Below are 23,750 nucleotides of genomic sequence, written 5' to 3'. Positions count from 1 at the left end.
AGCGATGAAAACCGCATTTGCTAAGCTATTACAAGTCTATGAAATTGATCATCAAACTATTGCTGACTGCTGGCAAAACATAGTCACTCACTACCAGCAGCCTCACCGCCATTATCACACGCTTCACCATATTCAGGCGTTATTAGAACAGTTTGACGGGATAAAAGATCAGCTAAAGCAACCTGAGAGCGTGCTATTGGCGATTTTTTACCATGATGTCATCTATCAAACCCAAGGCAAACCAGCCATGAGCAACGAACGCCAAAGCGCGGCGTATTTTATCGCCGAATTGGGCGGTTTTTTGCCAATAGACTTGCAAAATCGGGTTGTTAAATTGATTATCGCCACCGAAAAACACGAACTTGCCGACACGAACGACAGCGATATGGCGTATTTTTTGGATATGGATTTGCGTATTTTGGGGCAGGCTGGCTTGGTTTATCAAGCCTATTGCCAACAAATTTGCCTTGAATATCAACACGTTGCCAAGTTCTTGTACAATTTTTCTCGTAAAAAAGTCTTAGAAAGGTTTTTGGATAGAAAGCGGCTGTATTTTACCGAACGATTTTCTACACAGTATGAGCAGCAAGCAAGGCAGAATATTAAGAGCGAAATCAAGACATTAACGTTATTTTAATTTTTACCATTTTGAAGCAAGGCTTAATCAGTTGGGTTAAGCCTTTTTTTATCACCAAACATTTATAAAACTGCCTAGTTACGGTAAAATCCGTTAATTACCTTTTTGACATTCCTTTCTTTTTTATTGTAAAAGTTGACCATCTATGAGCACGCAACATCAAATCGCCCAAGCCTTAACATCTTTAGAAAACGCTTACAACCCAAGTGACGTCGAAAACGGCATGTACCAAGTGTGGGAAGACAAAGGCTACTTTCAGCCAAGCTATGACAAACAACAATCGTTTTCTATTGCGTTGCCACCGCCGAATGTCACAGGCTCACTGCACATGGGGCACGGCTTTAACAATGCCATCATGGACACGCTTACCCGCTATCACCGAATGCTGGGCGAAAACACCCTCTGGCAACCAGGCACCGACCACGCAGGGATTGCCACGCAAATGGTCGTTGAGCGTCAATTGAACGCCCAAGGCATCAAGCGCCATGATTTAGGTCGTGAAAAATTCCTTGAAAAGATTTGGGAGTGGAAAGCCGAGAGCGGTGGTAATATCACCCGCCAAATCCGCCGTCTAGGTAGCTCGGTGGACTGGAGCCGTGAGCGTTTTACCATGGATGATGGCTTGTCCAATGCCGTCAAAGAAGTGTTCGTGCGTCTGTACGAAGATGGACTGATTTATCGCGGTAAACGTCTAGTCAACTGGGATACTAAGCTACAAACCGCGTTATCTGATCTTGAAGTAGAAAATCATGACGAGAAAGGCTCACTGTGGCATTTTCGCTATTATTTGACCGATAAAAATGCCAAAACCCAAGACGGTAAAAATTACCTTGTCGTTGCCACTACCCGCCCAGAGACCTTGCTCGGTGATACCGCCGTTGCCGTGAACCCCGAAGACGCACGCTACCAGCACCTTATCGGGCAAACCGTCACGCTACCGATTACCGGTCGCATTGTGCCGATTGTGGGCGATGACAAAGCGGTGGACATGGAATTTGGCACAGGCTGTGTCAAAATCACCCCTGCCCATGACTTTAATGACTACGAAACAGGCAAGCGCCACAATTTGCCGATGATTAATATCTTTGATAATTCAGCGAATATCTTGCCAGAGATGCAGATTTTTACTGATTTGCAAACCAAAGAGCCACAGCTTGAGACCACGCCTAGCGAGTATGCAGGACTTGAGCGGTTTGCCGCGCGTAAAAAAATGGTTGAGCAAAGCGAGGCTGAAGGCTGGCTTGAAGAAATCAAACCGCATGATTTAAAAGTGCCCAAAGGCGACCGCAGTAACACCATCGTTGAGCCGTGGCTCACTGACCAATGGTATGTATCCATCGAAAAACTGGCAAAACCTGCCATCGAGGCGGTGGAAGACGGGCGCACCGAGTTTGTCCCTGCCCAGTACAAAAATATGTATATGGCGTGGATGCGCGATATCCAAGACTGGTGTATCAGTCGTCAGCTTTGGTGGGGACACCGTATCCCTGCGTGGTACGATGACGAAGGCAATATCTATGTCGGGCGTGATGAAGCGGAAGTCCGCCAAAAATATCACCTTGCTGATAGCCTAGCGCTGCACCAAGATAGTGACGTACTAGACACTTGGTTTAGCTCGGCATTGTGGACGTTTAGCACCCTTGATTGGACAGGTGAGCTAAACTTTGACGACTATAGCCAAGCACTCAAAACCTTCCACCCAACCAGCGTATTGGTCACAGGTTTTGACATCATTTTCTTCTGGGTCGCCCGTATGATGATGATGACCATGTACTTCATCAAAGACAAAGATGGCAACCCGCAAGTGCCGTTTAAGACGGTGTATGTGCATGGCTTGGTGCGTGATGGACAAGGGCAAAAAATGTCCAAATCCAAAGGCAACGTACTTGACCCGATTGACCTGATTGACGGCATTGATTTAGAAACCCTAGTCGCCAAACGCACCACAGGTCTCATGAACCCCAAAGACGCGCAAAAAATCGAAAAAGCCACGCGCAAAGAATTTGCCGACGGTATCCCTGCGTTTGGCACGGACGCGCTGCGCTTTACTTTTACCTCTCTAGCAAGTACGGGACGTGACATCAACTTTGACCTCAAGCGCATTGAAGGCAATCGCAATTTTTGTAACAAGATTTGGAACGCCACCCGTTTTGTGCTGATGAACTGTGTCGATAAGGAAGGCAATGCGCTAAACATCGACAAAACCGCCAATACCGCACTGTGGGAATTGCCAGAGCAGTGGATTATGAGCCGTCTAAACTCCACGGTGAAAGCCATCCATGAGCACATGAGCCAGTACCGTTTTGACTTGGTGAGCCAAGATATCTATGAGTTTATCTGGAATCAATACTGCGACTGGTATGTCGAGCTTGCCAAATCAAGCCTAAACGATGAGTCGGTGAGTGCCGAGCGTAAAGCCCAAATCCGTTATGTGCTGCTCAACTGCCTAGAAGTCGCCATGCGCTTTACCCATCCGATTATGCCGTATATCACCGAGAGCATTTGGCAGACCATTGCCCCTATCATCGATAAAAAAGCGACTGACAGTATCATGACTGCTGCCTTCCCAACAGCGGATGACAGTCTAATCAGCCTACAGACCGAGCATGACATGACGTGGCTACAAGCGCTGATTGGGGCGATTCGCAACATCCGCGGTGAGATGAAGCTTGGCAATGCGGTGCGTCTGCCTGTGCTACTTGACAACATCAGCGATGAGGAAACCGCGCGCCTAAGCCGTATTGAAAATCAGTTTAAATCGCTTGCCAAAGTCGATACGCTGACTATTGTGAATGCGGGTGACGGCTCTGATAAAGAGTTACCGTTGTCGTCATCGAGTATGGTCGGGCAGTTAAAAGTGCTAGTGCCGATGAAAGGCTTGATTGACCCAACGGCGGAGCTTAATCGCCTTGCCAAAGCGCAAGAAAAACTTATCAAACAAGCTGAAAGCCTGCGTAGTAAATTGTCGAATGAAAGTTTTGTGAGCAAAGCCCCTGCTAATGTGGTAGAAAGCGAGAAAGCGAAATTGGCGGAGATGGATAGCCAACTTGCCGAAATGAATAAGCAAATTGAGCAGTTACAGGCGATTTAAAGTCGATAATTATGAATTTTAATCCTGGAGCAATAATGACAACTCATAAAGCTAAGAAAATTAAAGAAAAAGCATGGAATATAGGTAATGCGGAAACTCCATGCTATATAACGGTCTTGAACGCAAAAGAAGTTTTCGATATGTCAACAGTTTCAAGAGTTGAGGACAATCCTAAACTTGGTTATCAAAGGAATCTTGATGAAAAGAGAGTTAACAATATTGCTCAATACTTAGAGCAAGGAAATATTATTCCAGGTTCAATTATCCTTAGTGCTCAGTCTAACAGTGAAATTCTATTTGATGAAAACACTCAAGAAATAAGTATGAGTGGTGTACAAAATTCTTTATTTGTAATCGATGGCCAACATAGACTTTGGGGAGCTAGCAAAGCTGAATTAGAAGTGAAACTTCCTGTATGTATTTTTGTTGGACTAAGTATGCAACAGGAGGTGCAGTACTTTCTCGATATTAACTCTAATCAAAAAGGCGTTCCTAAAACCTTAAGAATAGAGTTATTAAAATTCTTATCGGAGCCAGATAGTAATGATGCGATATTAAATAAAATGTTTGAGGAATTAGGAGAAAATCCTAGCTCGGCATTGTTTAATAAGACTTCACCGACTACTTCTAAACCTGGCAAAATAACTCATGTGCCTTTTAGAAATGCTCTAGAGTCATTATTAGATGGAAAAGTTCTAAAAAAATTTGACTATAACGGCAAAAGAAATCTGATAGAAAACTACATAAATGCTTTTTCAAGAGTTTTAATTTCACTTGAAGGAAATGATAAAAGATTAACGCAATCTGCTTTTTTTCAGGCCATGTTTAAAATATTTGATGAAGTCTGTGAGTATTCATTATCTTATTACAAAAACTATAAGCAGGAATCTTTTGAAAATTCAATTGAAGGTATTAAAAATGTTGACTTCGAAAAACATTCTGGCTCAAATCAGCAAACAATTAGTGCCCTGGAAAATGATATGAAAAATGCAATTGAGTTATATATGAAAAGGAATTCAATGCCGAGCGATTTACTGTAAATGCTTGGTAATAAGTTAGCAAGCTCAATTTTTAAAAAAATGTCATCAATGGGAATTAACTTGAAAGTTCCTAATCAGGATTCTTACTTTCAAACTATTAAAGATTTCCTGTTAGATCAGAGTAATATGAATGATTTCGCTATTCAAAATCTAACGAATTTCTATATTGATGTTGCAATAGATGATTATAACGGTTGTCTATTAGTTGATTATCATTCAGCAAGAGAAAGAATAATCCAACAAAAAAATAACCTTGAAGTTTTATATAAAAACAGTATGCAACCTGCATGGATAATAATAACAGCTTACTACTGCAATTTTTTTATAGCAAATGAATTATCAAAATTATATGGCAGATACATAGTTAATTTTTCAAAAAAAGAAATGTCTATAATCATTAAACAGAGTGATTATAGCGCCCAATTTATATTAAAAGATTTGGATGAAAATAACTCATATGAAGTTGAAGTTTCTAACTCAGAATACGATAATTTTGTCAGGTTAAAATTCAATAAGAAATCACCCAAACCACATAAAATTGTTTGGGAAAATTTATCGAAACTTATCAAAGATATTCAAGCAGATGTAACACATGAAAAGCTACTATTCGAAAATATCATAAAGGGTGATAAAAATTGGCAAAATCCTAGTCAAATTAGGAACAATTGGAATTATAGATATTCTGAATATTACTCGACCGAAGGTAATAATTTAGGTAGCAATTTCTTAAAAATTATAAGTAATAAAAGTTCTACTCTCAATCATTTCAATAATAGAAGAATCCAACCAACTGATAGCAATTTGGCGTCTAGTATTGCGTTTATTTACTACTTACTATTAGAGGCATTTGAGGATATTGATAGAAAATTTGAAAATTTATAATATTATTTACAACGTATCGTTATGAAATATTTTTGCTGTTAAAAAACTCACAAAATCTGTGGGTTTTATTTTTATCACCAAAAGTTTATTGGTATAAATTTCTTTTTATAAGAATATTTATTTAAGTCAGCTATAATCCTTTAAATTATAAATGCTTAAACTACTAGTTAAAGGACTAGCAATGAAAAAAACAGCCTATACATTCTTATCGACCTTATCAATGGTATCGCTATCACTTAGCACTACAAGTTATGCTGATACATCCCTAAATTCAGTAGCACCCGTCGGCGTCAAAGACACACTATCCCAAGTCATGACAACCAAAAAACTACGCGTCTGCTCACCAGGCGATTACAAGCCATTTAGCTATGATAATAACGGTAAATTCGAAGGGATTGATAATGACTTGGTGAATGGCTTGGCGAAAAGTCTTGGCGCAGATGTGGTGATGGTAAAGACCAGTTGGTCGAATTTATTAAGTGATTTTAACGCGGATAAATGCGATATTGCCGTTGGTGGTATTTCTATCTCACTACCACGCCAACAGCAGGCATTATTTACTGAGCCTTATTTCGTCAATGGTAAAACGCCCCTAGTACGCTGTCCTGATGTTAAAAAATACCAAACTATCGACCAAATCAACCGTCCTAACGTGCGTATCGTTGCCAATCCAGGCGGTAGTAATGAAAACTTTGCAAAAACAGCGTTGAGCAATGCCAATCTAACAATGCAAAAAGACAATCTCGTTATCTTTGATGAAGTCGCGCAAAAACGTGCTGACGTATTCGTGACAGAAGCGGCAGAAGCGAGAGTCAAACAACATGAATACAAAGGCGTACTCTGCGCCGTTAATCCCGATAAACCATTAAAATCAGCATTAAACGGTTGGCTTATCCCAAATAATGATTTTCGCTTCAAAGCCTATGTTGACCAGTATCTCAATCTAGAAAAATTATCGGGCAATCTCGATACAACCATCAATAAATGGATACCAAAAGATTAATTAAATTTTTAACATGCAAAAAAACCCACAAAATCTGTGGGTTTTAAAACCAATCTTCCAATTTTAAGTCATTCACCCTACCAAACTCGCCAGTATTATGCGTCACCAAAATGAAATCATTCGCAACTGCCATACCTGCAATTTGCACATCATATGACCCAATAGGTTTGCCAATACGCTCTAAATCCACTCGAATTTGGGCAGTTGCTTGAGCAGATTTTTCATCAAAATCAACCCAACTGACTTGGTTTTTAAGAATAGCAAGTTGGGCAATACGTTTTTGCGGACTGGTAGATTTTAAAATACCAACTTGCAACTCATAATAAACCACACTCGATAAAACAATCTCACTTGGCTGACAAACCAATAAGCGCGCTTTGACGTTGCCAAAACCTTTGAAGTAATAAATAAAGGTATTAGTATCCAGTAAATACTTCATAACGGCTCTCTAGGCGTATCTTGGCTAGTAGAATGACGGATGTCTTCCAAAGCTGGAAAATCCTGCCACGCTCCTGCCAATTCTTGCACGTCAGATGACCATTGATTATTAACTTTGTTAGATTTGTTGAGCATACCGACACGTTGTTTGATTAACTTATCAAGCCAACTAGTAGACGACAAGTTTTCCGCTTTGGCTTGGTGCAGCACTTTCTCAAGCACCTCATCATCAAGGGTTAAAACAATTTGCGCCATGTCTCTCTCCTTATTCGCTTTTCTCAAAGTATAACTGACAAATTCGGATTGAGCCAATCGGTTTACTCAACTACTAATAAAGCTTAATGCGCCTCATCCCAGTTATCACCAATGCCCACTTCTACAACGAGCGGCACGGCAAAATCCACATCCCAGCCTTTTTCCTTAGCGGTTTTTGACAACACATCTTGCATCGCGTTCTTTATAAGTTTAGCGATTTCATCGACTTTGTCTTCATCCGCTTCAAACACCAACTCATCATGCACCTGTAGTAGCATTTTAGCGTGCTCTGTGGGCAATACATCATTCACCGCAATCATAGCAAGTTTGATGATGTCGGCAGCACTGCCTTGTAGTGGTGCATTAATCGCTGCGCGTTCTGCCGCTTGACGCACGCCGCGGTTGGGGTGCTGCATATCGGGGGTAAATAGCTTACGCCCCAAAATCGTGGTGATATAGCCTTGGCTTTGCGCAGCCGTGCGGGTGGCTTGCATATAGGTACGTACTGTCGGGTAGCGGGCGAAGTACAGCTTGATATAGTCTTGCGCTTGCTGGCGAGTAAAGCCCAACTGCTTGGCAAGCCCAAATTCACTCATGCCGTAGAGTAGCCCAAAGTTGACCGCTTTGGCTTGGCGGCGTTCTTCGCTCGTCACATCATCGAACGCCTTGCCCAAAATCTCAGCAGCGGTGGCGCGGTGAATGTCATGCCCTTCTTGAAACGCGCGGATTAGCACCGGGTCATTGGCAAAGTGTGCCATCAGCCGAAGCTCGATTTGCGAATAGTCCGCCGATAGCACTTTGCGACCTTTGGGGGCAATAAACGCGCCACGAATGAGCCGCCCAGTATCGGTGCGAATCGGGATGTTTTGCAAATTTGGCTCAGTCGATGACAACCGTCCTGTGGTCGTCAACGCTTGATGATAACTGGTATGCACACGGTCGTTGCTGTCTGCCACGTTTGCCAGCGCGTCTGTGTAGGTGCTTTTAAGCTTGGACAGACTGCGATGTTCAAGCACGGTTTCAATCAGCGGATGGTCGATGGTGGCAAGCACCGCTTCACTGGTGGAGTATTGCCCGGTTTTGGTTTTTTTACCGCCTGTAATGCCTAAGCGTTCAAACAGCACTTCACCCAACTGCTTTGGACTGGCAAGGTTAAAGGTTTCGCCCGCTTGCGCAAAGGCGACTGTTTCAAGTGCTTGGATTTTTTCATCAAAGCGCGCGGATAGTTCCCCCAAAAACGCTTTATTGAGCAAAATCCCGTCATGCTCCATTTGGCAAAGGATTTGGGCAACAGGGATTTCTAGTTCATGCAGCAGCTTGGCATTGTTCGGTTCGGCTTTGAGTTTTTCGCTAAACAGTTCAAATAGCTGATAGGTGATATCGGCGTCTTCGCATGCGTAGTCACTTGCCACGTTTAAAGGGACGTTGTCAAAGGTGATTTGCTTGGCGCCTTTGCCTGCCACATCTTCAAAGGTGATGGTTTGGGTATGTAGATAGTGGCGTGCCAAATCGTCCATACCGTGACGGGTGGCAACGGCGTTAATCACATAACTGGCAAGCATGGTGTCCATTGCCCAGTTGCTCGGCTCATTGATTAAGTCGATATCATAATTTGCCAAAATATGCGCGTCGTATTTTATGTGCTGACCGATTTTGCCGATTTGTGGATTTTGCAAAATCGGTTTTAACTGGGCTAAAACATCCTCACGACCAAGTTGTTCAATCCGATTGCCCATCTCATCAACGTGGGCAACAGGCACATAATAGGCTTCATGCGATTGCAGCGCAAACGACAAGCCGACAAGCTCGGCATGTTGCCAATTCACATCGGTGGTTTCGGTATCAATGACAAAATGCTTTGATGCGCCAAGGCGTTGGATTAATTTATCAAAATCGGCTTGGTTGGTGACAGTGTGCCACTGCTTGTTGGCAGTATTTTTGCTATCTTGGCTAGTTTTAATCGCTTCCACCACAGCATTTTGAGCAGACTCAGCAGCTTTAAAATTGCCGTTATTGGATGGGTGAAACGGATGATTGAGCGACGCTATTTCACTTTTAAATTCTAATTCGGTAAAAATTGCGCGTTTTTCTTCTATGTTAAAACTTGGGTCAGTGGGTAGCCGCAACGTCTCCCAGTCAGGCACGATATCAAGGTCGGTGATGATGGTCGCCAAGCGTTTATCCAGCGCAATGCTGTCGGTGCTTTGCAAAAAGGTTTGTTGTTGCTTGCCTTTTAACTGGTCGACATTGGCAAGGATATTGTCAATGCTGTCGTATTGCTCAAGCAGTTTTTGCGCGGTTTTTGCGCCGATGCCTGCGACACCCTTGATACCATCTGATGCGTCGCCCATGAGGGTGAGATAGTCGATGATTTGACGGGGCTCGACGCCAAATTTTTCTTTGACCCCTGCGATGTCATAGCGTTTGTCATCAAAGCTGTTTTCCACGATGACGCAGGGATTGACCAGTTGGCACATATCTTTGTCGCCTGTGGAGATGATGACATGATGACCTTCTAGGCAAGCACGGTGGGCGAGTGTGCCGATGATGTCGTCAGCTTCTACGCCTTCAATGGCGAGGAGCGGTATGCCCATGGCTTGTATCATCTTGTGAATATAAGGGATTTGCTCGGCAAGTTCGGCGGGCATTTCTGGGCGGTCGCCTTTATAAATAGGGGAAAGCTTGTGGCGAAAGGTGGGCGCTTTGGTATCAAACGCCACCGCCATGTGGGTTGGGCGGTATTTTTCCATCAGTTTTTTGAGGGCGTTGAGCGTGCCGCGGATGGAGTTGGTGTGCAAGCCTTGGGTGGTTTGCATGGTGACAGGCAAGGCGTGAAAATTGCGGAACATATAATACGAGCCGTCCACCAAGATAAACGGCGGCTTATCGGTGTTGATGTGATCGGTATCAAGTAGGGCAGTTGCAGTCATAGGATTACTTATCTTTATGTTGTTAAAATATGGTGTCAAAATATGGGCTAGTATTAAAATATAAGACAGTGTCAAAATGTAGGGAAAAATTTTATATTATCTGCGTATTATACTGGCTTTTTGCGGCAAATCGTTAAGCATTTCAAACTCATTCATTGGCAGAAGGTGGATAGATTTTGGCGGATGCCAATCGGGTGTATGCTAAGCGCATGCGAAGTTTGGCGGGTTGTCATGGCGGCAACTTTGCAAAAATTCCAACAATAGCCGATAGCCAATGTGCTACAATTTTTTAGCAATTTTAGGCGTTTTACCAATTTTTAGGCACAACCAATTTTTAGTCAAAAAAGGGAACTTTATGGGCAATACCTATTACACACTGCTTGACCGCACCACGACCGATGATATCACCACATCAAACTACCGCTGCAATATCCATTGTCAAGGCGCATGGAATGACAACGAACAACACATGGCGGCAGCGACAGGACTGTTGGCTTACGAGCTTGAACAATTCAAACCGCGCAGTGACATGCGTATCGGGCGCATCAGTCTAGATATTTTTGGGCTGATTCATTTTGGCGATTTTAGCGTGACTACCCACATTATCCGCCCGGGTCGCACTATCGAACTGGTCGAAACCACCATGGCAGCCAATGGCAAAACCTGTATCGTTGCCCGTGCGTGGCGTATGCAAACCAGTGACACATCAGAGATTGCTGGGCTGGAAGATGAGCGAATCGGTCATCCAGAAAGCTACCCGAACTGGGACGGCATGAAGCATTGGGGCGGCGGCTATATCGACAGTATTTATCTCAAAGCCGACCCCGACAACCGCCAAGGCGACGGCATCGTGTGGATCAATACCGATATCGACATGGTCGAAGAAAACGGCGAAACAAAGCCCACATCCGACTTTGTGCATTTGATGGGCATGGTCGATACCGCCAATGGCGTGGTACCGCGTATTCACCAACCCAATACCATTGAATGGTTTTTCCCCAACCTAGATTTGCAAATCCATCTGCATCGTATGCCTGTTGGGCGTTGGCTGGGACTTGAGACCGTGCAACAATTTGGGGGCGATGGCGTGGGTCTGACCAGTAGCGTGCTGCATGACGCACACGGCGCATTTGGTCGAAGCGAGCAAATTTTAACCATTCGAAAAGCCTAAAAAACTATCAGGAGCAGCAATCATGGAAGATAACAACACACTAACTGAACACTCGGTCAACGATGCCGAGTTTTGGCAAAAACGCTATGATGATGGCTATACTGGGTGGGACATCGGTAAAATTTCGCCACCCCTGCAAGCCTATATCGAGCATTTACTCGACAACGGCGTCAGTAAATCGGTACAGATTTTAATCCCTGGGGCGGGCAACGCCTACGAAGCAGGCTATCTTCATGAACAAGGTTTTAGCCATGTTTATGTGGTGGATTTTGCCAAGCTCCCTTTGGATAGTTTTGCCAAGCGCTATCCCAGTTTTCCCAAAGCGCACCTGCTACAAGCGGATTTTTTTGGCTTAGACCCTGCGCAGTATCAGTTTGATTATATTATTGAGCAGACGTTTTTTTGCGCGATTGACCCCAGTAGACGCAGCGATTATGCCAAGCAAATGCAAAAGCTCCTTAAACCCACGGGTAAATTGGTGGGCTTGTTGCTAGATAAGCATTTTGAAAGCAGTCCACCGTTTGGTGGCGACAAGCAAGAATATGAAACATTGTTTCAGCAGTTTTTCACTATTGATAAACTGGCGCCTTGCTATAATTCAATTAAGCCCAGACAAGGTAGCGAATTATTTTTTATCCTGAGCCAAAAGAAGGTACAGGACGCAGGTATCTCCTAAGCGTTAAACTACTAATTGTTAAACTACTACTCATAACCTTACCATTTCTTTGACGATGAAGCAGGTGGGAAAGAAACCGTGTTTTGAATCGCGGGAAATTAATGGCTTTGAGCGCCTCTTGACCTGAGCGCACGTCACTGCCCAAGAAAATCCGCAGCTAGGGGCATGGCGCTGATGATAAAAAAATTTGCCAAGACATAATGAATTAAAGTTTTAATATTATGCCAATAATCTATATTGGCTTGTCAGCTTAACGCCATAATATCCATGATGGAAAAAGGATAATATAACGTCTTGGTAGCGGTAACTAGCACAGGTATTTTATCAGCAAATTCCAGCATCTCTTGTTCTGGTAACTCGGCAATATCAATCGACTGCCAGCGTATATCGGCAACGGCTTGTGCTTGTAGCAATAAGCTTTCAGCGATTTCACACAGATGACAGCCCACTGTGCCATATAATCGCCAAGTAGTCTGGTCAGCCATAATGTGATCGTGCGGATTTGTCATGTTTTGCGCGTCGAAGTCGGACATATTCTGCCTTAGCATATAGCCAAAAATGCCATAATACGTTATATTTTTAGCTTAAGCCATCGCTGCTTTTGCCCCCGCCGTTAGGAATACACCGTGACCAAACCCGCTACCAAGAAACCCGCTACCAAAATTTCGATAAAGCCTAAACGTGTCAATACAGCTTTACCACCCACCAACCGCGGTATCGGATTTGGTGGCTGGGTCAAGCGTATTTTGCTCATAGTCATTGCCTGTTTTGTTGCGTTTCATGTAATAGTTGCAGCCTTATTGGTTGTCTGGAAAACCCAGCCTATCAACAACAGCATGTTCATGATACTGTATCGCTTGGGCAATTTTGCCCCTGTCAGTCAGACCTGGGTGGATGATAATCAAATTTCGGTGAATGTAAAACGGGCGGCGATTGCCAGCGAAGATGCCAACTTTGTCAATCATGCTGGCTTTGATGTGCAGGGCATTGAGAATGCGATTAAGAAAAATGAAAAAGCGGGGGCTATCAGCGCGGGCGGCTCAACCATTAGCCAACAGCTTGCCAAAAATTTATTTTTATACCCCAATCGCTCGTATTTTCGCAAAGGTGAAGAAGCGTTAATTACCTTGATGATTGAAAACATGTGGACCAAAGAGCGGATTTTGCTTGCTTATCTCAATGTCGCAGAGTTTGGTAAAGGCGTCTATGGCATTGAAGCAGCCGCTCAGCACTACTACCATAAGTCGGCAGCGCATTTGACAAAGCGACAAGCCGCATCTTTGATTGCCATGCTACCCAATCCCAAATATTTTGAAGACAACCGTAACGACCGCCGCCTGCTTAACAAAACCCAAATCATTCTACGGCGCATGGGTGTGGCAGATTTGCCCGACACTGAATAGTCAAAAAACGCATCTATCGCTAAGCGGTTAAAAAATTACACTGTTAAAAATGATTTTTTATAGAAGGACTGTGCTATGCCAAACACTGCCAAACAAGATAAACCCAGCGAAGAGCATGTATCACAAATCAATCCGATACTAGGATTTAACAGCATTTGCTACCCAAACGTGTTTGAATACCAACAAAACGATAATGAGCTGTATTTTAATCGTGAATTGTCACTGTTACAGTTTCATCAGCGAGTACTCGCCCAAGCCACCAATCCCCGCCACCCACTACTTGAACGACTGTTTTTCTTGATAATTTTTTCATCCAATTTAGATGAATTCTTTGAAATCCGTGTCGCAGGCCTGATGCAAAAAGTACAAATGGGCGATGTGGTGAGCAGTATCGATGGTATGCGTCCCAGTAAGGTTTTGTCATATATCTCTGAAATCGCCCATCATGCGGTGGATAAGCAATACCGTATTTTAAATGATGAAATTCTGCCTGCACTGGCGGAGCAAGACATTCGCTACCTAAAACGTGATGAATTGACCCAAGAGCAAGCCGCATGGGTAAAAAAATACTTTGCCGAACAAGTCGCGCCCGTGCTGACGCCGATTAGTATTGACCCTGCACATCCTTTTCCTAGATTGGTGAATAAAAGCTTGAATTTTATGGTGGGCTTAGAGGGTAAAGATGGTTTTGGTCGCGATATCAACATGGCGATTGTCCCTGCACCTCGAAGCTTACCGCGGGTTATTCGTTTACCCAATGAACTGACAGGCGGTAAAGAACATCACATCATGCTCACCGCAGTGATTCACGGGCATATCGAAGACTTATTCCCTGGCATGACGGTCACAGGCTGCCACCAATTTCGTTTGACGCGTAACGCCGATTTAGATTTATCCGATGATGTCGAAGACTTGGCGAAAGCGTTGGAAGGTGAATTGGAAAACCGTCGATTTGGTGCCAAAGTGCGCTTAGAAGTGACCACCTATTGCCCACAGCCGATGGTGGATTATCTACTTGATGAGTTTGGTTTAAGCCAAGAGCAACTATACCGTGTCAATGGTCCTGTCAATTTGACGCGCTTGTTGTTTGATTTTAAAATCCCAAATTTGCGTTATCAGTCGTTTAATCATGCCATTCCCAAAGCGTTTCGCCGTGATAGCTTGGATAAAAATGAAAACGTATTTCATGCCATTCGTAAGCAAGATGTATTGGTGCATCACCCGTTTCATTCGTTTTCACCTGTGGTCAACATTTTGCGCCAAGCCGCCAATGACCCCCATGTATTAGCCATCAAACAGACCCTTTATCGCTCAGGGACAAACTCTGAAATTGTCCAAGCGTTGGCCGAAGCTGCGCGTAAAGGCAAAGAAGTCACCGCGGTGATTGAGCTGCGTGCGCGCTTTGATGAAAAATCCAACATTGAAGTAGCAAACTTTCTGCAGCAGGCTGGGGCAGTGGTGGTGTATGGCATCGTCGGCTACAAGACCCACGCCAAGCTGATGATGATTGTGCGCCGTGAGGAAGATAAAATCCGCCGCTATGTGCATTTGGGTACAGGCAACTACCATGCGGGCAATGCCAAAGCTTATACCGACTATGGTCTATTTACCGCCAATGAAGCAATCACCGAAGATGTGCATAAAATATTTAACGAACTCACAGGCATGGGCAAGCCAGCCAAAGTGCAAAAACTACTGCATGCCCCCTTCACCTTACATGACAGACTCATGGGTTTTATCGACAACGAAATTGCCCACGCCAAAGCAGGCAAAGAGGCGCATATCATCATCAAGGTCAACGCAATGACCGAAAAATTACTGATTGACAAGCTATATGAAGCATCGCAAGCAGGCGTTAAAGTCAATCTGATTATCCGTTCGATGTGCTGTATTCGTCCGCAATTACCCGGCATATCCGACAACATCACCGTGCGCTCTATCGTCGGGCGTTTTTTGGAGCATACCCGCGTGTATTATTTTGCCAATGGACATCAAAATCCCAATGCTAATGGCAAACGCACCCACCGTTTATATTGCGCCAGTGCAGACTGGATGGATCGCAATTTATTTAGCCGTGTTGAAGTGGCTTTCCCTATTGAAGACCCCGTCGTCTTCAAACGCATTATGGAAGATTTGCACAATTACCTAAAAGACAATGTTAATGCATGGGAGCTTGATGCCAAAGGCACATGGCGAGCGATTACCCCTGGTGAAGGTGAAGCAGCATTCTCGGCACAAGATTATTTATTGACTAAAATCACCAGAAAAAGCTAATTTTGCTAGTCATAGGTTTTGAGTCAATTACACCGCTATCTAGAGAAGATGGCGGTTTTTTTGTTGATGAATGCGCTGATTTACACCCAGCGTTCAAAATTTACCGAATAGTAATAAATCTGCCAGAATTTCACACAGCTAAACACTTATCACATAGTGATAACAGCTTGTTACGCGAATACTTATCACAAACTGGCTTTATTTGCTACTATCAAACTTATAAAAGCAAAAGTGTGAAAGCGATTGAATTGGCTATTTTTTACATAAAAATTTAATCGCGCTCTATTTAAAAGTCTTTGATTAAAATCTTTGACTTAAATTGATACTAATAAAAATCATAAGGAAAATTACCATGTCACAGAATCAAGCACAAAACCAAGAACAGAATCAATCAAGCAACCAAACCGAAATTCAAAAAGCGACAGAAAATGTGAATCCTAGTCAATTATCAGAAAATTTGGATAAACAAAATAGTGTGAAAGGTGAGCCACAAGACTTAGACAAAAGTGAAAATACCCCTTTTATTGACGAGTCATTGCGTACTGACAACCACTAGAATTTTAATTGTTAAACTTTTGAATACTAAGCTTTTAATCATTAAATTTTGATTTACTAATTTATACAGCTCAACCTATAAAATAATAACTAATTGAGCGATAACAATTAATTAAAGGAATAAAAAATGCAAAATCAAAATAACGTAGAAATTATAGATCCAAAAACAGGTGTCGCCGTGACCCCGCAAGCCGTTATAGTAGAAGACAGTGTCACTCATCAATCAGGGGATGGTGTCACTACAGGCATGTCACCCTCAATGGAAACGCCTGATATTTTTGATAATACGCCACAAGCGGCGGTAAAAGTCCAATCTGCAGAAGACGTGGCGAATGGCGAATTATCGGATGAAAATGTGGCACGTATTTCTGAGGAAGAGGCGCGGAAATTACAGCAAACTGCCCAAGCCAATCTCAATGCAGAAAATTCACTTCATACGTTATCAGATGGTAGTGTTGATATCGACCGAGATTACTAATTTTCGATATCATTAAGTTTAAGCATTTTATTGGGTTGATACCCAAAAAGGAATGACCATGAATTCACCAGAAGCACAAACCAAACACGTTAATTTAGGCGATAAGTCTGCCGAGTTTGTCGATCGTCGTAACCAACCGGGACAAGCGTTCGATGATAATGTTAATGAACATACAATTGGCGGGGACGCGGTTGGTAATGAACGGCTAAAAAGCGACACCATTAATGAGCGCAATCTTTATACTACCCCAGAAAATGCCCAAAAACGCACTATTAATCCTGATGGCTCTATTCCAAGCGTTGGTAGTGAGTGACAATAAGTGGCAATGAGTCGGTTTAAGGATTAAATTGTAATAGCTAACCATCCACTCCATTTGATGGTTAGCTTTTTTTATCGTTACAGTCTACAAAAACGTCACGCAATCCAACCTCATGCAATCCAACTGGGTACCCCACTATGAAAGCGTAATTCATCATCGGGTTCATTGATGAGATGCGCCTCTACTTGACGAAAAAACGCCACGCGAGCATCAATCGGCTCGTCACTGATACTTTGTGCTAATGCCAAATAATCTTCAAAATGACGACTTTCTGATTTTAGCAAATAGCGATAATATTTTGCCAAACGCTCATCCTCAATTACTTGTGACAGTGCCCAAAAACGTTCACACGATCGGGCCTCGATGAAAGCACCAATAATTAACGTGTCTATCATCGCTTGCGGCTCGTAAGTGCGTTTATGTTTGAGCATACCTGCGGCGTAGCGACCTGCAGCAATATGTTGCCATGCTTGTCCCCGCTCTGCCATCAATCCCATCACTTGCTCATAATGGAGCATTTCTTCTCGAATCAGCTGAGCAAGCTTTAATTGCAGCTCGGTATGCGACATATAGCGAAAAATCAAATTCATCGCGGTGCCTGCGGCTTTTTTTTCACAATTGGCATGATCTTGGATGATGGTCGGCAAATCTGCCATTGCGGCTTTTAGCCATTTATCCGACGTCGTACAACCCAAAAACGCCAAAACAGGGGTGATATCAATGGGTTTTGGCTGATAGACAGAGTTATCGTTATCCAAGTCGATGACGGCTAATTCATCAAAACTGCTGTCCGTTTGTACTGGATTATTGATAAGAGCGGAATTTGACAAGGGGTTACTCACTTATTCACAAGTTAATAAAGTGATATTTTACCAAAAATCAGCGATAAAACCCTTAGCACAAAAATTTATATATAACGATTATTTAAAAAATAAATAGTTTTTATTTCTTTATTTTTATAAATGATGTTCGTATAATCAAATGTGAATTTTTTGCTATTTTAGGTCAAAACATAAGGAAAAATGCCATGTCAGAACGCGTTCAAAAGGGTAGTCTAGCGATTGATACACAGCTTTATAATTTCATTGCCAATGAAGTTACGCCAGTCGTGGGCATCGATAACGAAAAATATTGGCAAGAATTTGAAAAAATTGTCCAAACATTCCAACCCCGTAATAAAGCATTGTTGGCAAAACGTGACGAGATTCAAACCCAAATCGATGACTGGCATGACAAAAACCCCGCTAGCAACGGTCAAATCGACAAAGCCGCTTATACCCAATTTTTAAAAGACATCAATTACATCGTGCCAGAAGGCGATGACTTTTTGGTTGAAACCCAAAACGTGGATGACGAAATCGCCCATATCGCAGGCCCACAGTTAGTGGTACCTGTACGCAATGCCCGTTATGCGCTAAACGCAGCAAATGCGCGTTGGGGCAGCTTGTATGATGCGTTATACGGTACCGATGTCATCGATGAGACCAATGGTGCAGAAAAAGGCAAAGGCTACAACCCTGTTCGTGGTGCCGAAGTCGTAAAATACGCCAAAAACTTCTTGGATGCCAACTTTGCCTTAGCTGAGGGTAAATATGCTGACGTTACCGGTTTTAAGGTTGAAGACGGTAAATTAGTGATACGCCAAGGCGACAAAGCTACCTCATTAGCCCAGCCAGAAAAATTCGCAGGTTTTCTAGGCGATGCGGCAAATCCAACGGGTATTTTACTGAAAAATAATGGCCTACATGCCGAAATCCAAATCGACCCATCAAGCCATGTGGGTAAAGATGACCCTGCAGGCATCAAAGATGTCTTGATGGAAGCCGCGGTTACCACCATTCAAGACTGTGAAGACTCAGTCGCTGCCGTTGACGCCGAAGAGAAAGTAGAAGTATATCGCAACTGGTTTGGCTTGATGAAAGGTGACCTGAAAGATAGCTTTGAAAAAAATGGCAAACAAACCACCCGTACCATGAATCCTGACCGTGAATACACCGCGCCAGATGGTGGTAAAATCACCTTGCACGGCCGTTCAGTGATGCTAATTCGAAACGTCGGTCACTTGATGACCAACCCCGCGATTTTAGTCGATTTTGAAGGCAAACAAGAAGAAATTTATGAAGGTATCATGGATGCGCTAATCACACCACTGTGTAGCCTGCCAGATATTTTGGGTAAAAACAGCTTAAGCAATTCACGCACAGGTTCAATGTATATCGTAAAACCAAAAATGCACGGTCCAGAAGAAGTGCAATTTACGGTAGATTTATTCTCAGCGGTAGAAAAAGCGTTAAACCTACCCGAGAATACCTTAAAAGTCGGTATCATGGATGAAGAGCGCCGTACTACCGTTAACTTAAAAGAATGTATCCGCGTTGCTAAAAACCGCGTTATCTTTATTAACACAGGCTTTATGGATCGTACCGGTGATGAGATGCACACCAGTATGAAAGCGGGTCCCTTTGTTCGTAAAAACGACATGAAAAATACCGATTGGCTCAATGCTTATGAGCGTTGGAACGTAGACATGGGCGTCAAATTGGGCTTACCTGGTAAAGCGCAAATTGGTAAAGGCATGTGGGCAAAACCTGACAACATGAAAGAAATGGTTGCCACCAAGTCCAATCATCCAAAATCAGGCGCGACTTGTGCTTGGGTACCATCGCCGACGGGGGCAACGCTTCACGCCATGCATTACCATGAAACCAACGTCATGGACGTGTTAGATGATATCAAAAACCGCGAGCCCGCCAAGCTAGATGACATTTTGACCGTGCCACTTGCTACGGATACCAACTGGACAGATGAGCAAAAAACTGCCGAGCTTGAAAACAACATTCAAGGTATCTTAGGATATGTAGCGCGCTGGGTTGACCAAGGCGTTGGCTGTTCTAAGGTACTAGATATTGATGACGTTGCCTTGATGGAAGACCGCGCTACCTTGCGTATTTCTAGCCAGCACGTTGCTAACTGGCTAGCGCATGGGGTTGTGACGCCACAACAAGTGGATGACGTACTCAAACGTATGGCAAAAATGGTCGATGAACAAAGCAAAGACGATCCAGCCTATATCCCAATGGCAAATGACTATAACACTTGGGCATACAATGCAGCGCGTGATCTTATCTTCAAAGGAACGGTACAACCCAGCGGATATACTGAGCCATTGTTACATCAAGCCCGTCTTAATCTCAAAGCTAACTAGATTTTAGCAATTAAAACCTATCAATCATTTGAAAACCATCAGATTTGTAACTGGTGGTTTTTTTATGGCATAAAAATATTGCAAAATGTTTCAGAGTGAATTACTCTACTTTCACAAGGAAAGTTTTAGATTTTGTTAACTTTTTCATTGTTTTGTAACAAATTGTTGGCAAAATCTATCTATGCAAAAGAATTGCTACGCATCTGTGTAGTTTTACCTAGGATACTGTGGAGAAATCCTTATGAAAAAAATCGCAATCGCTTCAGCCATCGCTTTAGCTTCAATCACTGCTGCCCATGCTGCGCCAACTGTATATGGTAAAGTCTTATTAACTGGCGAATATACAGATGTTGATGATAAAACTGCTAAAAATGATGATACTTCTAGTACAAAATTAGTTTCTAACTCTTCACGTATTGGTTTTAGAGGTGAAGATGATCTTACTGATACTACTAAACTTGTGTATCAATTAGAGTATGGTATTGATGTTGACGCTGATAGCAATGCCCGTAAAACTAACCAACAATTTTACTCTCGTAATACATTCATCGGTTTAGCTCATAACACTATGGGTACTTTACTTGCCGGTCGTCACGACACACCATTTAAACTAACTAAAGGTAGTGTTGATGTATTCAATGATTATGACAATGTAGCGCTAGGCAAGCTAATGGCAGGTGAACAACGCGTTGACAACGTGATTGCTTATAAATCACCAACATTGGTAGGTACGCCAGTTACTTTTTTAGGCGCGGTGAGCCTCGATGAATGTTCACAAAATGATGATGATAAATGTTTAGTAACTGCCGCGGTTCCTGCGACAGGTACTACTCCTGCAAAACCTGCCGTCTATCGTGACAAGAAAAATGCTTACTCTGCAATGGTAAACTATGACCAAAATGGTGTATATATCGGTTTAGGTTATGACAATTCGGTATATGGTAATGATACCAGTGGCTGGCGTGTAGCAGGTTCATTAGACATGGGCAAAATGAACATGGTTGATGGTCTAACACTGGGTGCGCTATATCAAGATTATGACTTTAACACTGATGATAATGAGCAATCATGGCTGTTAAGCGGTAAATACAAAATTGGGGCAACGCCATGGGCGGTTAAAGCACAATATATTGACACTTCAAACCAAAGTGGCGTGAAAGACCGTGATGCTACTGAAGTTGCGTTAGGTGCTGAATATAGCTTTAACAAAGCTACCAAAGGTCACTTGTACGCTGCACAAATCGATACTGATAATGTTTCAGATAGAACAATCGTGGGTGGTGGTTTAGAGTATAAATTCTAATTTAATTACCTAAATTAGACGTCTTTAAAAAGACTAATCAGATTGACTGGTTAGTCTTTTTTGTTATTATCCATTTCCTTCGTGAAATTAAATACTGCCACAGCGTATTTATAGCGCAATCAATGTAAAAATAGTAATGTAAAAATAGCGAGTAGCATGCACATGATAAAAAACCTATGGTTTGTCCCAATCGGGCTATTAGTCTCAATGGCCAATACCCAAGCAGCACCCCTCATTTATGGTAAAGTCTTTTTGACCGCAGATTATGTGCAAACCGATTATGACGAGGATTATCGGGCGACTACCACCGATACCCAGTCACCGAAGGATGAAAAAGTTACTGAGCTTAATTCCAACTTTTCTTATTTGGGCGTCAAAGGACAACAACCCTTAACCGATGATACGGATTTAATTTATCAGCTTGAGTATGGGATTGATGTCGATACCGATAGTAAAAATAACAAGGGTCAGTTTTACTCTCGCAACACCTATCTTGGTTTGTCTCATCAGCAGTATGGTACCTTGCGGTTATAGCGACGATAGATCATCTCTACGCGGGTCGAATCAGTCGGGACAATTATAAAGATGATACGATTGTTGGGACGGGTATCGAATACAAATTTTAATTCTAATTTAACTGGAAACTGCAATTATTGTATATGTTAACTAATTCTTTAGTTAGCTTTTTTTATTTCTTAGCATTCGCGCGGGGTTTGATAAAATAAAACTGTAAAGATTTCAATATGATTAAAAAAAACTGCATCGTTGTTTAAAAAACTATTGCAAAATATTTCAAAATTGTTATCCTAGTATTCAGAGGTATGTTTTTAGTAATTAGTACGAATAAAATGTAAATATATTCATACTTTATTGCTAGACTTATACAGTTAATAGTTGACGCTATTAATAGGAACCAAAGTAGCGATTTTCTTGCTTTGGTTGTTCGGAGAGGTAGTGGTGCTGACAAGTCACCAGTTATCTAAAATTTGTTTTTCCTGATAGAGATGTCCTATGAAAAAATTACTTTTAGCCACAGCCGTCGCTGCACTTTCAGTTTCTGCTGCCCATGCTGCTCCAACTGTTTATGGTAAAGCGTTAGTTACAGTTGATTATTCTGATTTTGACGATGAATCAACTACTAAGTTGAATTCTACTACCTCGCGTATTGGTTTTAAAGGTGCTGAAGCACTGACAGCTAATACTGACTTGGTATACCAATTAGAGTATGGTGTTGAAATTGATAGTGACAACGGTGGCACTGTAAAAGGCAAATCACAAAATCAATTTTATTCACGTGACACTTATTTAGGTCTATCTAACAAACAATATGGTACTTTGGTTGCTGGTCGTTTGTCTGCAATCGATGACAACATCAATTACGTTAGCCAAACTGTAGGTCAATACGACGGTTTCAATGCGGCTTATTGGGATGGTGACCGTGTAAACAATGCGATGTCTTACTTTTCACCAGCCTATAACGGTCTTCAATTCATGGGTATGTATGCATTTGAAGAGGATAACGCATCTGATTTAGACACAGATGCAGAAGCGTTTGGTGTAGGTGTTAAGTATGAGCCAGCAAATCAACCATTCCGTGCTGGTGCAACCTACATCAAATCAGGTGATTTCAATACTACTCGCGTAAGCGGTGCCTATGACTTAAATAACCAAATTGGTCTTGGTGCATTGTATCAAATCAGTGATTTAGACACTAGTGACAAAGAAAACTTGGCTGCAGTAAGTGCAACCTACAAAACTGCAACGCCTTGGACAGCCTATGCGCAAGCTGAAATGACCTCAAATGTTGGCGGTGTTGATGGTGATGATGCACAGCGTTTAGTATTAGGTGGTAAGTATGCATTCAATGCCAATGCAACGGGTCATGTATACGCTGGCTACTCAAATCTAGAGCAAGAAGGTCAAGATGACCAAGACGGTTTTGGTATCGGTACTGGTATCGAATACAAATTCTAATATTTACTAGAATTTGCTATCAAAAAATCCACTCAGCGATGAGTGGATTTTTTTATGAGCGAGCGATTTATTGATAAAAATAATTTTTTGCTAAACCTAGGCATTTTCGAGTAAAA

At 42.5% G+C, this 23,750-nt stretch carries 21 protein-coding genes; 16 read left to right on the top strand and 5 right to left on the bottom strand.

Features of this window, described 5'->3' with window-relative positions; translation table 11 throughout:
* Positions 1–4: 4 nt before the first annotated feature.
* The 5 genes from RT143_RS00330 (at position 5) to RT143_RS00310 (ending at position 6,653) form a co-directional block, all read left to right on the top strand.
* Positions 5–637, top strand: a complete 633-nt coding sequence (locus RT143_RS00330; protein ID WP_313090304.1) for an HD domain-containing protein — start codon at positions 5–7, stop codon at positions 635–637.
* Between the two features lie 145 nt (positions 638–782).
* Entirely contained in the window at positions 783–3,728 is a 2,946-nt protein-coding gene (locus RT143_RS00325) for a valine--tRNA ligase (RefSeq protein ID WP_313090302.1), read from the top strand.
* An 11-nt stretch (positions 3,729–3,739) separates the two neighbouring features.
* Positions 3,740–4,768: a DGQHR domain-containing protein gene (locus RT143_RS00320; protein WP_313090300.1), complete on the top strand. Its 1,029-nt coding sequence runs from the start codon at positions 3,740–3,742 to the stop codon at positions 4,766–4,768.
* Positions 4,769–4,828: 60 nt separating this feature from the next.
* Positions 4,829–5,650, top strand: coding sequence for a hypothetical protein (locus RT143_RS00315; RefSeq protein ID WP_313090299.1), 822 nt, complete (start codon positions 4,829–4,831; stop codon positions 5,648–5,650).
* A gap of 181 nt (positions 5,651–5,831) precedes the next feature.
* Entirely contained in the window at positions 5,832–6,653 is an 822-nt protein-coding gene (locus tag RT143_RS00310) for a transporter substrate-binding domain-containing protein (protein ID WP_313090296.1), read from the top strand.
* Between the two features lie 43 nt (positions 6,654–6,696).
* Here the strand turns inward: RT143_RS00310 and RT143_RS00305 are convergent, their stop codons facing one another.
* The 3 genes from RT143_RS00305 to polA all read right to left on the bottom strand — a co-directional run bounded on the left by RT143_RS00305 (position 6,697) and on the right by polA (position 10,276).
* A complete protein-coding gene (locus RT143_RS00305) occupies positions 6,697–7,092 on the bottom strand; it encodes a type II toxin-antitoxin system VapC family toxin (protein WP_050325502.1) in 396 nt (131 codons plus the stop codon).
* Entirely contained in the window at positions 7,089–7,346 is a 258-nt protein-coding gene (locus RT143_RS00300) for a hypothetical protein (RefSeq protein ID WP_313090295.1), read from the bottom strand. Before RT143_RS00300 ends, RT143_RS00305 begins: the two co-directional genes overlap by 4 nt.
* Before the next feature lie 83 nt (positions 7,347–7,429).
* A complete protein-coding gene (gene polA, locus RT143_RS00295) occupies positions 7,430–10,276 on the bottom strand; it encodes a DNA polymerase I (protein WP_313090294.1) in 2,847 nt (948 codons plus the stop codon).
* Positions 10,277–10,631: 355 nt separating this feature from the next.
* On the opposite strand from polA, the gene RT143_RS00290 reads away from it, so the two are divergent.
* Together RT143_RS00290 and RT143_RS00285 are read left to right on the top strand one after the other, a co-directional pair.
* Positions 10,632–11,447 carry a thioesterase family protein gene (locus tag RT143_RS00290; RefSeq protein ID WP_282842313.1) on the top strand — a complete coding sequence of 272 codons (816 nt, stop codon included), beginning with the start codon at positions 10,632–10,634 and terminating at the stop codon, positions 11,445–11,447.
* Positions 11,448–11,469: 22 nt separating this feature from the next.
* The gene (locus tag RT143_RS00285; RefSeq protein WP_313090291.1) at positions 11,470–12,123 is read left to right on the top strand and encodes a methyltransferase domain-containing protein; all 654 of its coding nucleotides are present in this window, start codon (positions 11,470–11,472) and stop codon (positions 12,121–12,123) included.
* Between the two features lie 245 nt (positions 12,124–12,368).
* On the opposite strand, the gene RT143_RS00280 is transcribed toward RT143_RS00285, so the two are convergent.
* On the bottom strand, positions 12,369–12,656 hold the full coding sequence (locus RT143_RS00280) for a glutaredoxin family protein (RefSeq protein ID WP_313090289.1): 288 nt from the start codon (positions 12,654–12,656) through the stop codon (positions 12,369–12,371).
* Between the two features lie 183 nt (positions 12,657–12,839).
* Between RT143_RS00280 and mtgA the strand changes: the two genes are divergently transcribed.
* From mtgA to RT143_RS00255, 5 genes are all read left to right on the top strand, one after another.
* Entirely contained in the window at positions 12,840–13,526 is a 687-nt protein-coding gene (gene mtgA / locus RT143_RS00275; RefSeq protein WP_313090462.1) for a monofunctional biosynthetic peptidoglycan transglycosylase, read from the top strand.
* Between the two features lie 75 nt (positions 13,527–13,601).
* The gene (ppk1, locus tag RT143_RS00270) at positions 13,602–15,800 is read left to right on the top strand and encodes a polyphosphate kinase 1 (RefSeq protein WP_313090286.1); all 2,199 of its coding nucleotides are present in this window, start codon (positions 13,602–13,604) and stop codon (positions 15,798–15,800) included.
* A 352-nt stretch (positions 15,801–16,152) separates the two neighbouring features.
* On the top strand, positions 16,153–16,356 hold the full coding sequence (locus RT143_RS00265; protein WP_313090284.1) for a hypothetical protein: 204 nt from the start codon (positions 16,153–16,155) through the stop codon (positions 16,354–16,356).
* Between the two features lie 126 nt (positions 16,357–16,482).
* Positions 16,483–16,833, top strand: coding sequence for a hypothetical protein (locus RT143_RS00260; protein WP_313090282.1), 351 nt, complete (start codon positions 16,483–16,485; stop codon positions 16,831–16,833).
* Between the two features lie 58 nt (positions 16,834–16,891).
* Positions 16,892–17,146 (top strand): hypothetical protein, encoded by a 255-nt coding sequence (locus RT143_RS00255; RefSeq protein WP_313090281.1) that lies wholly within the window; start codon positions 16,892–16,894, stop codon positions 17,144–17,146.
* 116 nt (positions 17,147–17,262) lie between these two features.
* Here RT143_RS00255 and RT143_RS00250 read toward each other — a convergent pair whose 3' ends face one another.
* Positions 17,263–17,910, bottom strand: a complete 648-nt coding sequence (locus RT143_RS00250) for a MiaE family protein (protein WP_409519672.1) — start codon at positions 17,908–17,910, stop codon at positions 17,263–17,265.
* A 269-nt stretch (positions 17,911–18,179) separates the two neighbouring features.
* Here RT143_RS00250 and RT143_RS00245 point away from each other — a divergent pair, with 269 nt between their 5' ends.
* The 4 genes from RT143_RS00245 to RT143_RS00230 all read left to right on the top strand — a co-directional run bounded on the left by RT143_RS00245 (position 18,180) and on the right by RT143_RS00230 (position 23,634).
* Positions 18,180–20,357 carry a malate synthase G gene (locus RT143_RS00245; RefSeq protein ID WP_313090280.1) on the top strand — a complete coding sequence of 726 codons (2,178 nt, stop codon included), beginning with the start codon at positions 18,180–18,182 and terminating at the stop codon, positions 20,355–20,357.
* A gap of 241 nt (positions 20,358–20,598) precedes the next feature.
* On the top strand, positions 20,599–21,660 hold the full coding sequence (locus RT143_RS00240; protein WP_313090279.1) for a porin: 1,062 nt from the start codon (positions 20,599–20,601) through the stop codon (positions 21,658–21,660).
* A gap of 162 nt (positions 21,661–21,822) precedes the next feature.
* Positions 21,823–22,194 (top strand): porin, encoded by a 372-nt coding sequence (locus RT143_RS00235; protein WP_313014846.1) that lies wholly within the window; start codon positions 21,823–21,825, stop codon positions 22,192–22,194.
* A gap of 477 nt (positions 22,195–22,671) precedes the next feature.
* Positions 22,672–23,634 carry a porin gene (locus RT143_RS00230; RefSeq protein ID WP_313090277.1) on the top strand — a complete coding sequence of 321 codons (963 nt, stop codon included), beginning with the start codon at positions 22,672–22,674 and terminating at the stop codon, positions 23,632–23,634.
* Positions 23,635–23,750: the final 116 nt, after the last annotated feature.

The sequence above is a fragment of the Moraxella sp. CTOTU48268 genome (assembly GCF_032069585.1).
Classification (GTDB): Bacteria; Pseudomonadota; Gammaproteobacteria; order Pseudomonadales; family Moraxellaceae; genus Faucicola; species Faucicola cinerea.
Note: the sequence above shows the minus strand (reverse complement) of the source record. Positions and strands in the feature narration are given on the sequence as shown.

Bases quoted from the DNA above. Each gene is read 5' to 3' on its own strand.
- RT143_RS00330 (WP_313090304.1), top strand. From the start codon at position 5: ATGAAAACCGCATTTGCTAAGCTATTACAAGTCTATGAAATTGATCAT.
- RT143_RS00325 (WP_313090302.1), top strand. From the start codon at position 783: ATGAGCACGCAACATCAAATCGCCCAAGCCTTAACATCTTTAGAAAAC.
- RT143_RS00320 (WP_313090300.1), top strand. From the start codon at position 3,740: ATGAATTTTAATCCTGGAGCAATAATGACAACTCATAAAGCTAAGAAA.
- RT143_RS00310 (WP_313090296.1), top strand. From the start codon at position 5,832: ATGAAAAAAACAGCCTATACATTCTTATCGACCTTATCAATGGTATCG.
- RT143_RS00305 (WP_050325502.1), bottom strand. From the start codon at position 7,092: ATGAAGTATTTACTGGATACTAATACCTTTATTTATTACTTCAAAGGT.
- RT143_RS00300 (WP_313090295.1), bottom strand. From the start codon at position 7,346: ATGGCGCAAATTGTTTTAACCCTTGATGATGAGGTGCTTGAGAAAGTG.
- polA (WP_313090294.1), bottom strand. From the start codon at position 10,276: ATGACTGCAACTGCCCTACTTGATACCGATCACATCAACACCGATAAG.
- RT143_RS00290 (WP_282842313.1), top strand. From the start codon at position 10,632: ATGGGCAATACCTATTACACACTGCTTGACCGCACCACGACCGATGAT.
- RT143_RS00285 (WP_313090291.1), top strand. From the start codon at position 11,470: ATGGAAGATAACAACACACTAACTGAACACTCGGTCAACGATGCCGAG.
- RT143_RS00280 (WP_313090289.1), bottom strand. From the start codon at position 12,656: ATGTCCGACTTCGACGCGCAAAACATGACAAATCCGCACGATCACATT.
- ppk1 (WP_313090286.1), top strand. From the start codon at position 13,602: ATGCCAAACACTGCCAAACAAGATAAACCCAGCGAAGAGCATGTATCA.
- RT143_RS00265 (WP_313090284.1), top strand. From the start codon at position 16,153: ATGTCACAGAATCAAGCACAAAACCAAGAACAGAATCAATCAAGCAAC.
- RT143_RS00260 (WP_313090282.1), top strand. From the start codon at position 16,483: ATGCAAAATCAAAATAACGTAGAAATTATAGATCCAAAAACAGGTGTC.
- RT143_RS00255 (WP_313090281.1), top strand. From the start codon at position 16,892: ATGAATTCACCAGAAGCACAAACCAAACACGTTAATTTAGGCGATAAG.
- RT143_RS00245 (WP_313090280.1), top strand. From the start codon at position 18,180: ATGTCAGAACGCGTTCAAAAGGGTAGTCTAGCGATTGATACACAGCTT.
- RT143_RS00240 (WP_313090279.1), top strand. From the start codon at position 20,599: ATGAAAAAAATCGCAATCGCTTCAGCCATCGCTTTAGCTTCAATCACT.
- RT143_RS00235 (WP_313014846.1), top strand. From the start codon at position 21,823: ATGATAAAAAACCTATGGTTTGTCCCAATCGGGCTATTAGTCTCAATG.
- RT143_RS00230 (WP_313090277.1), top strand. From the start codon at position 22,672: ATGAAAAAATTACTTTTAGCCACAGCCGTCGCTGCACTTTCAGTTTCT.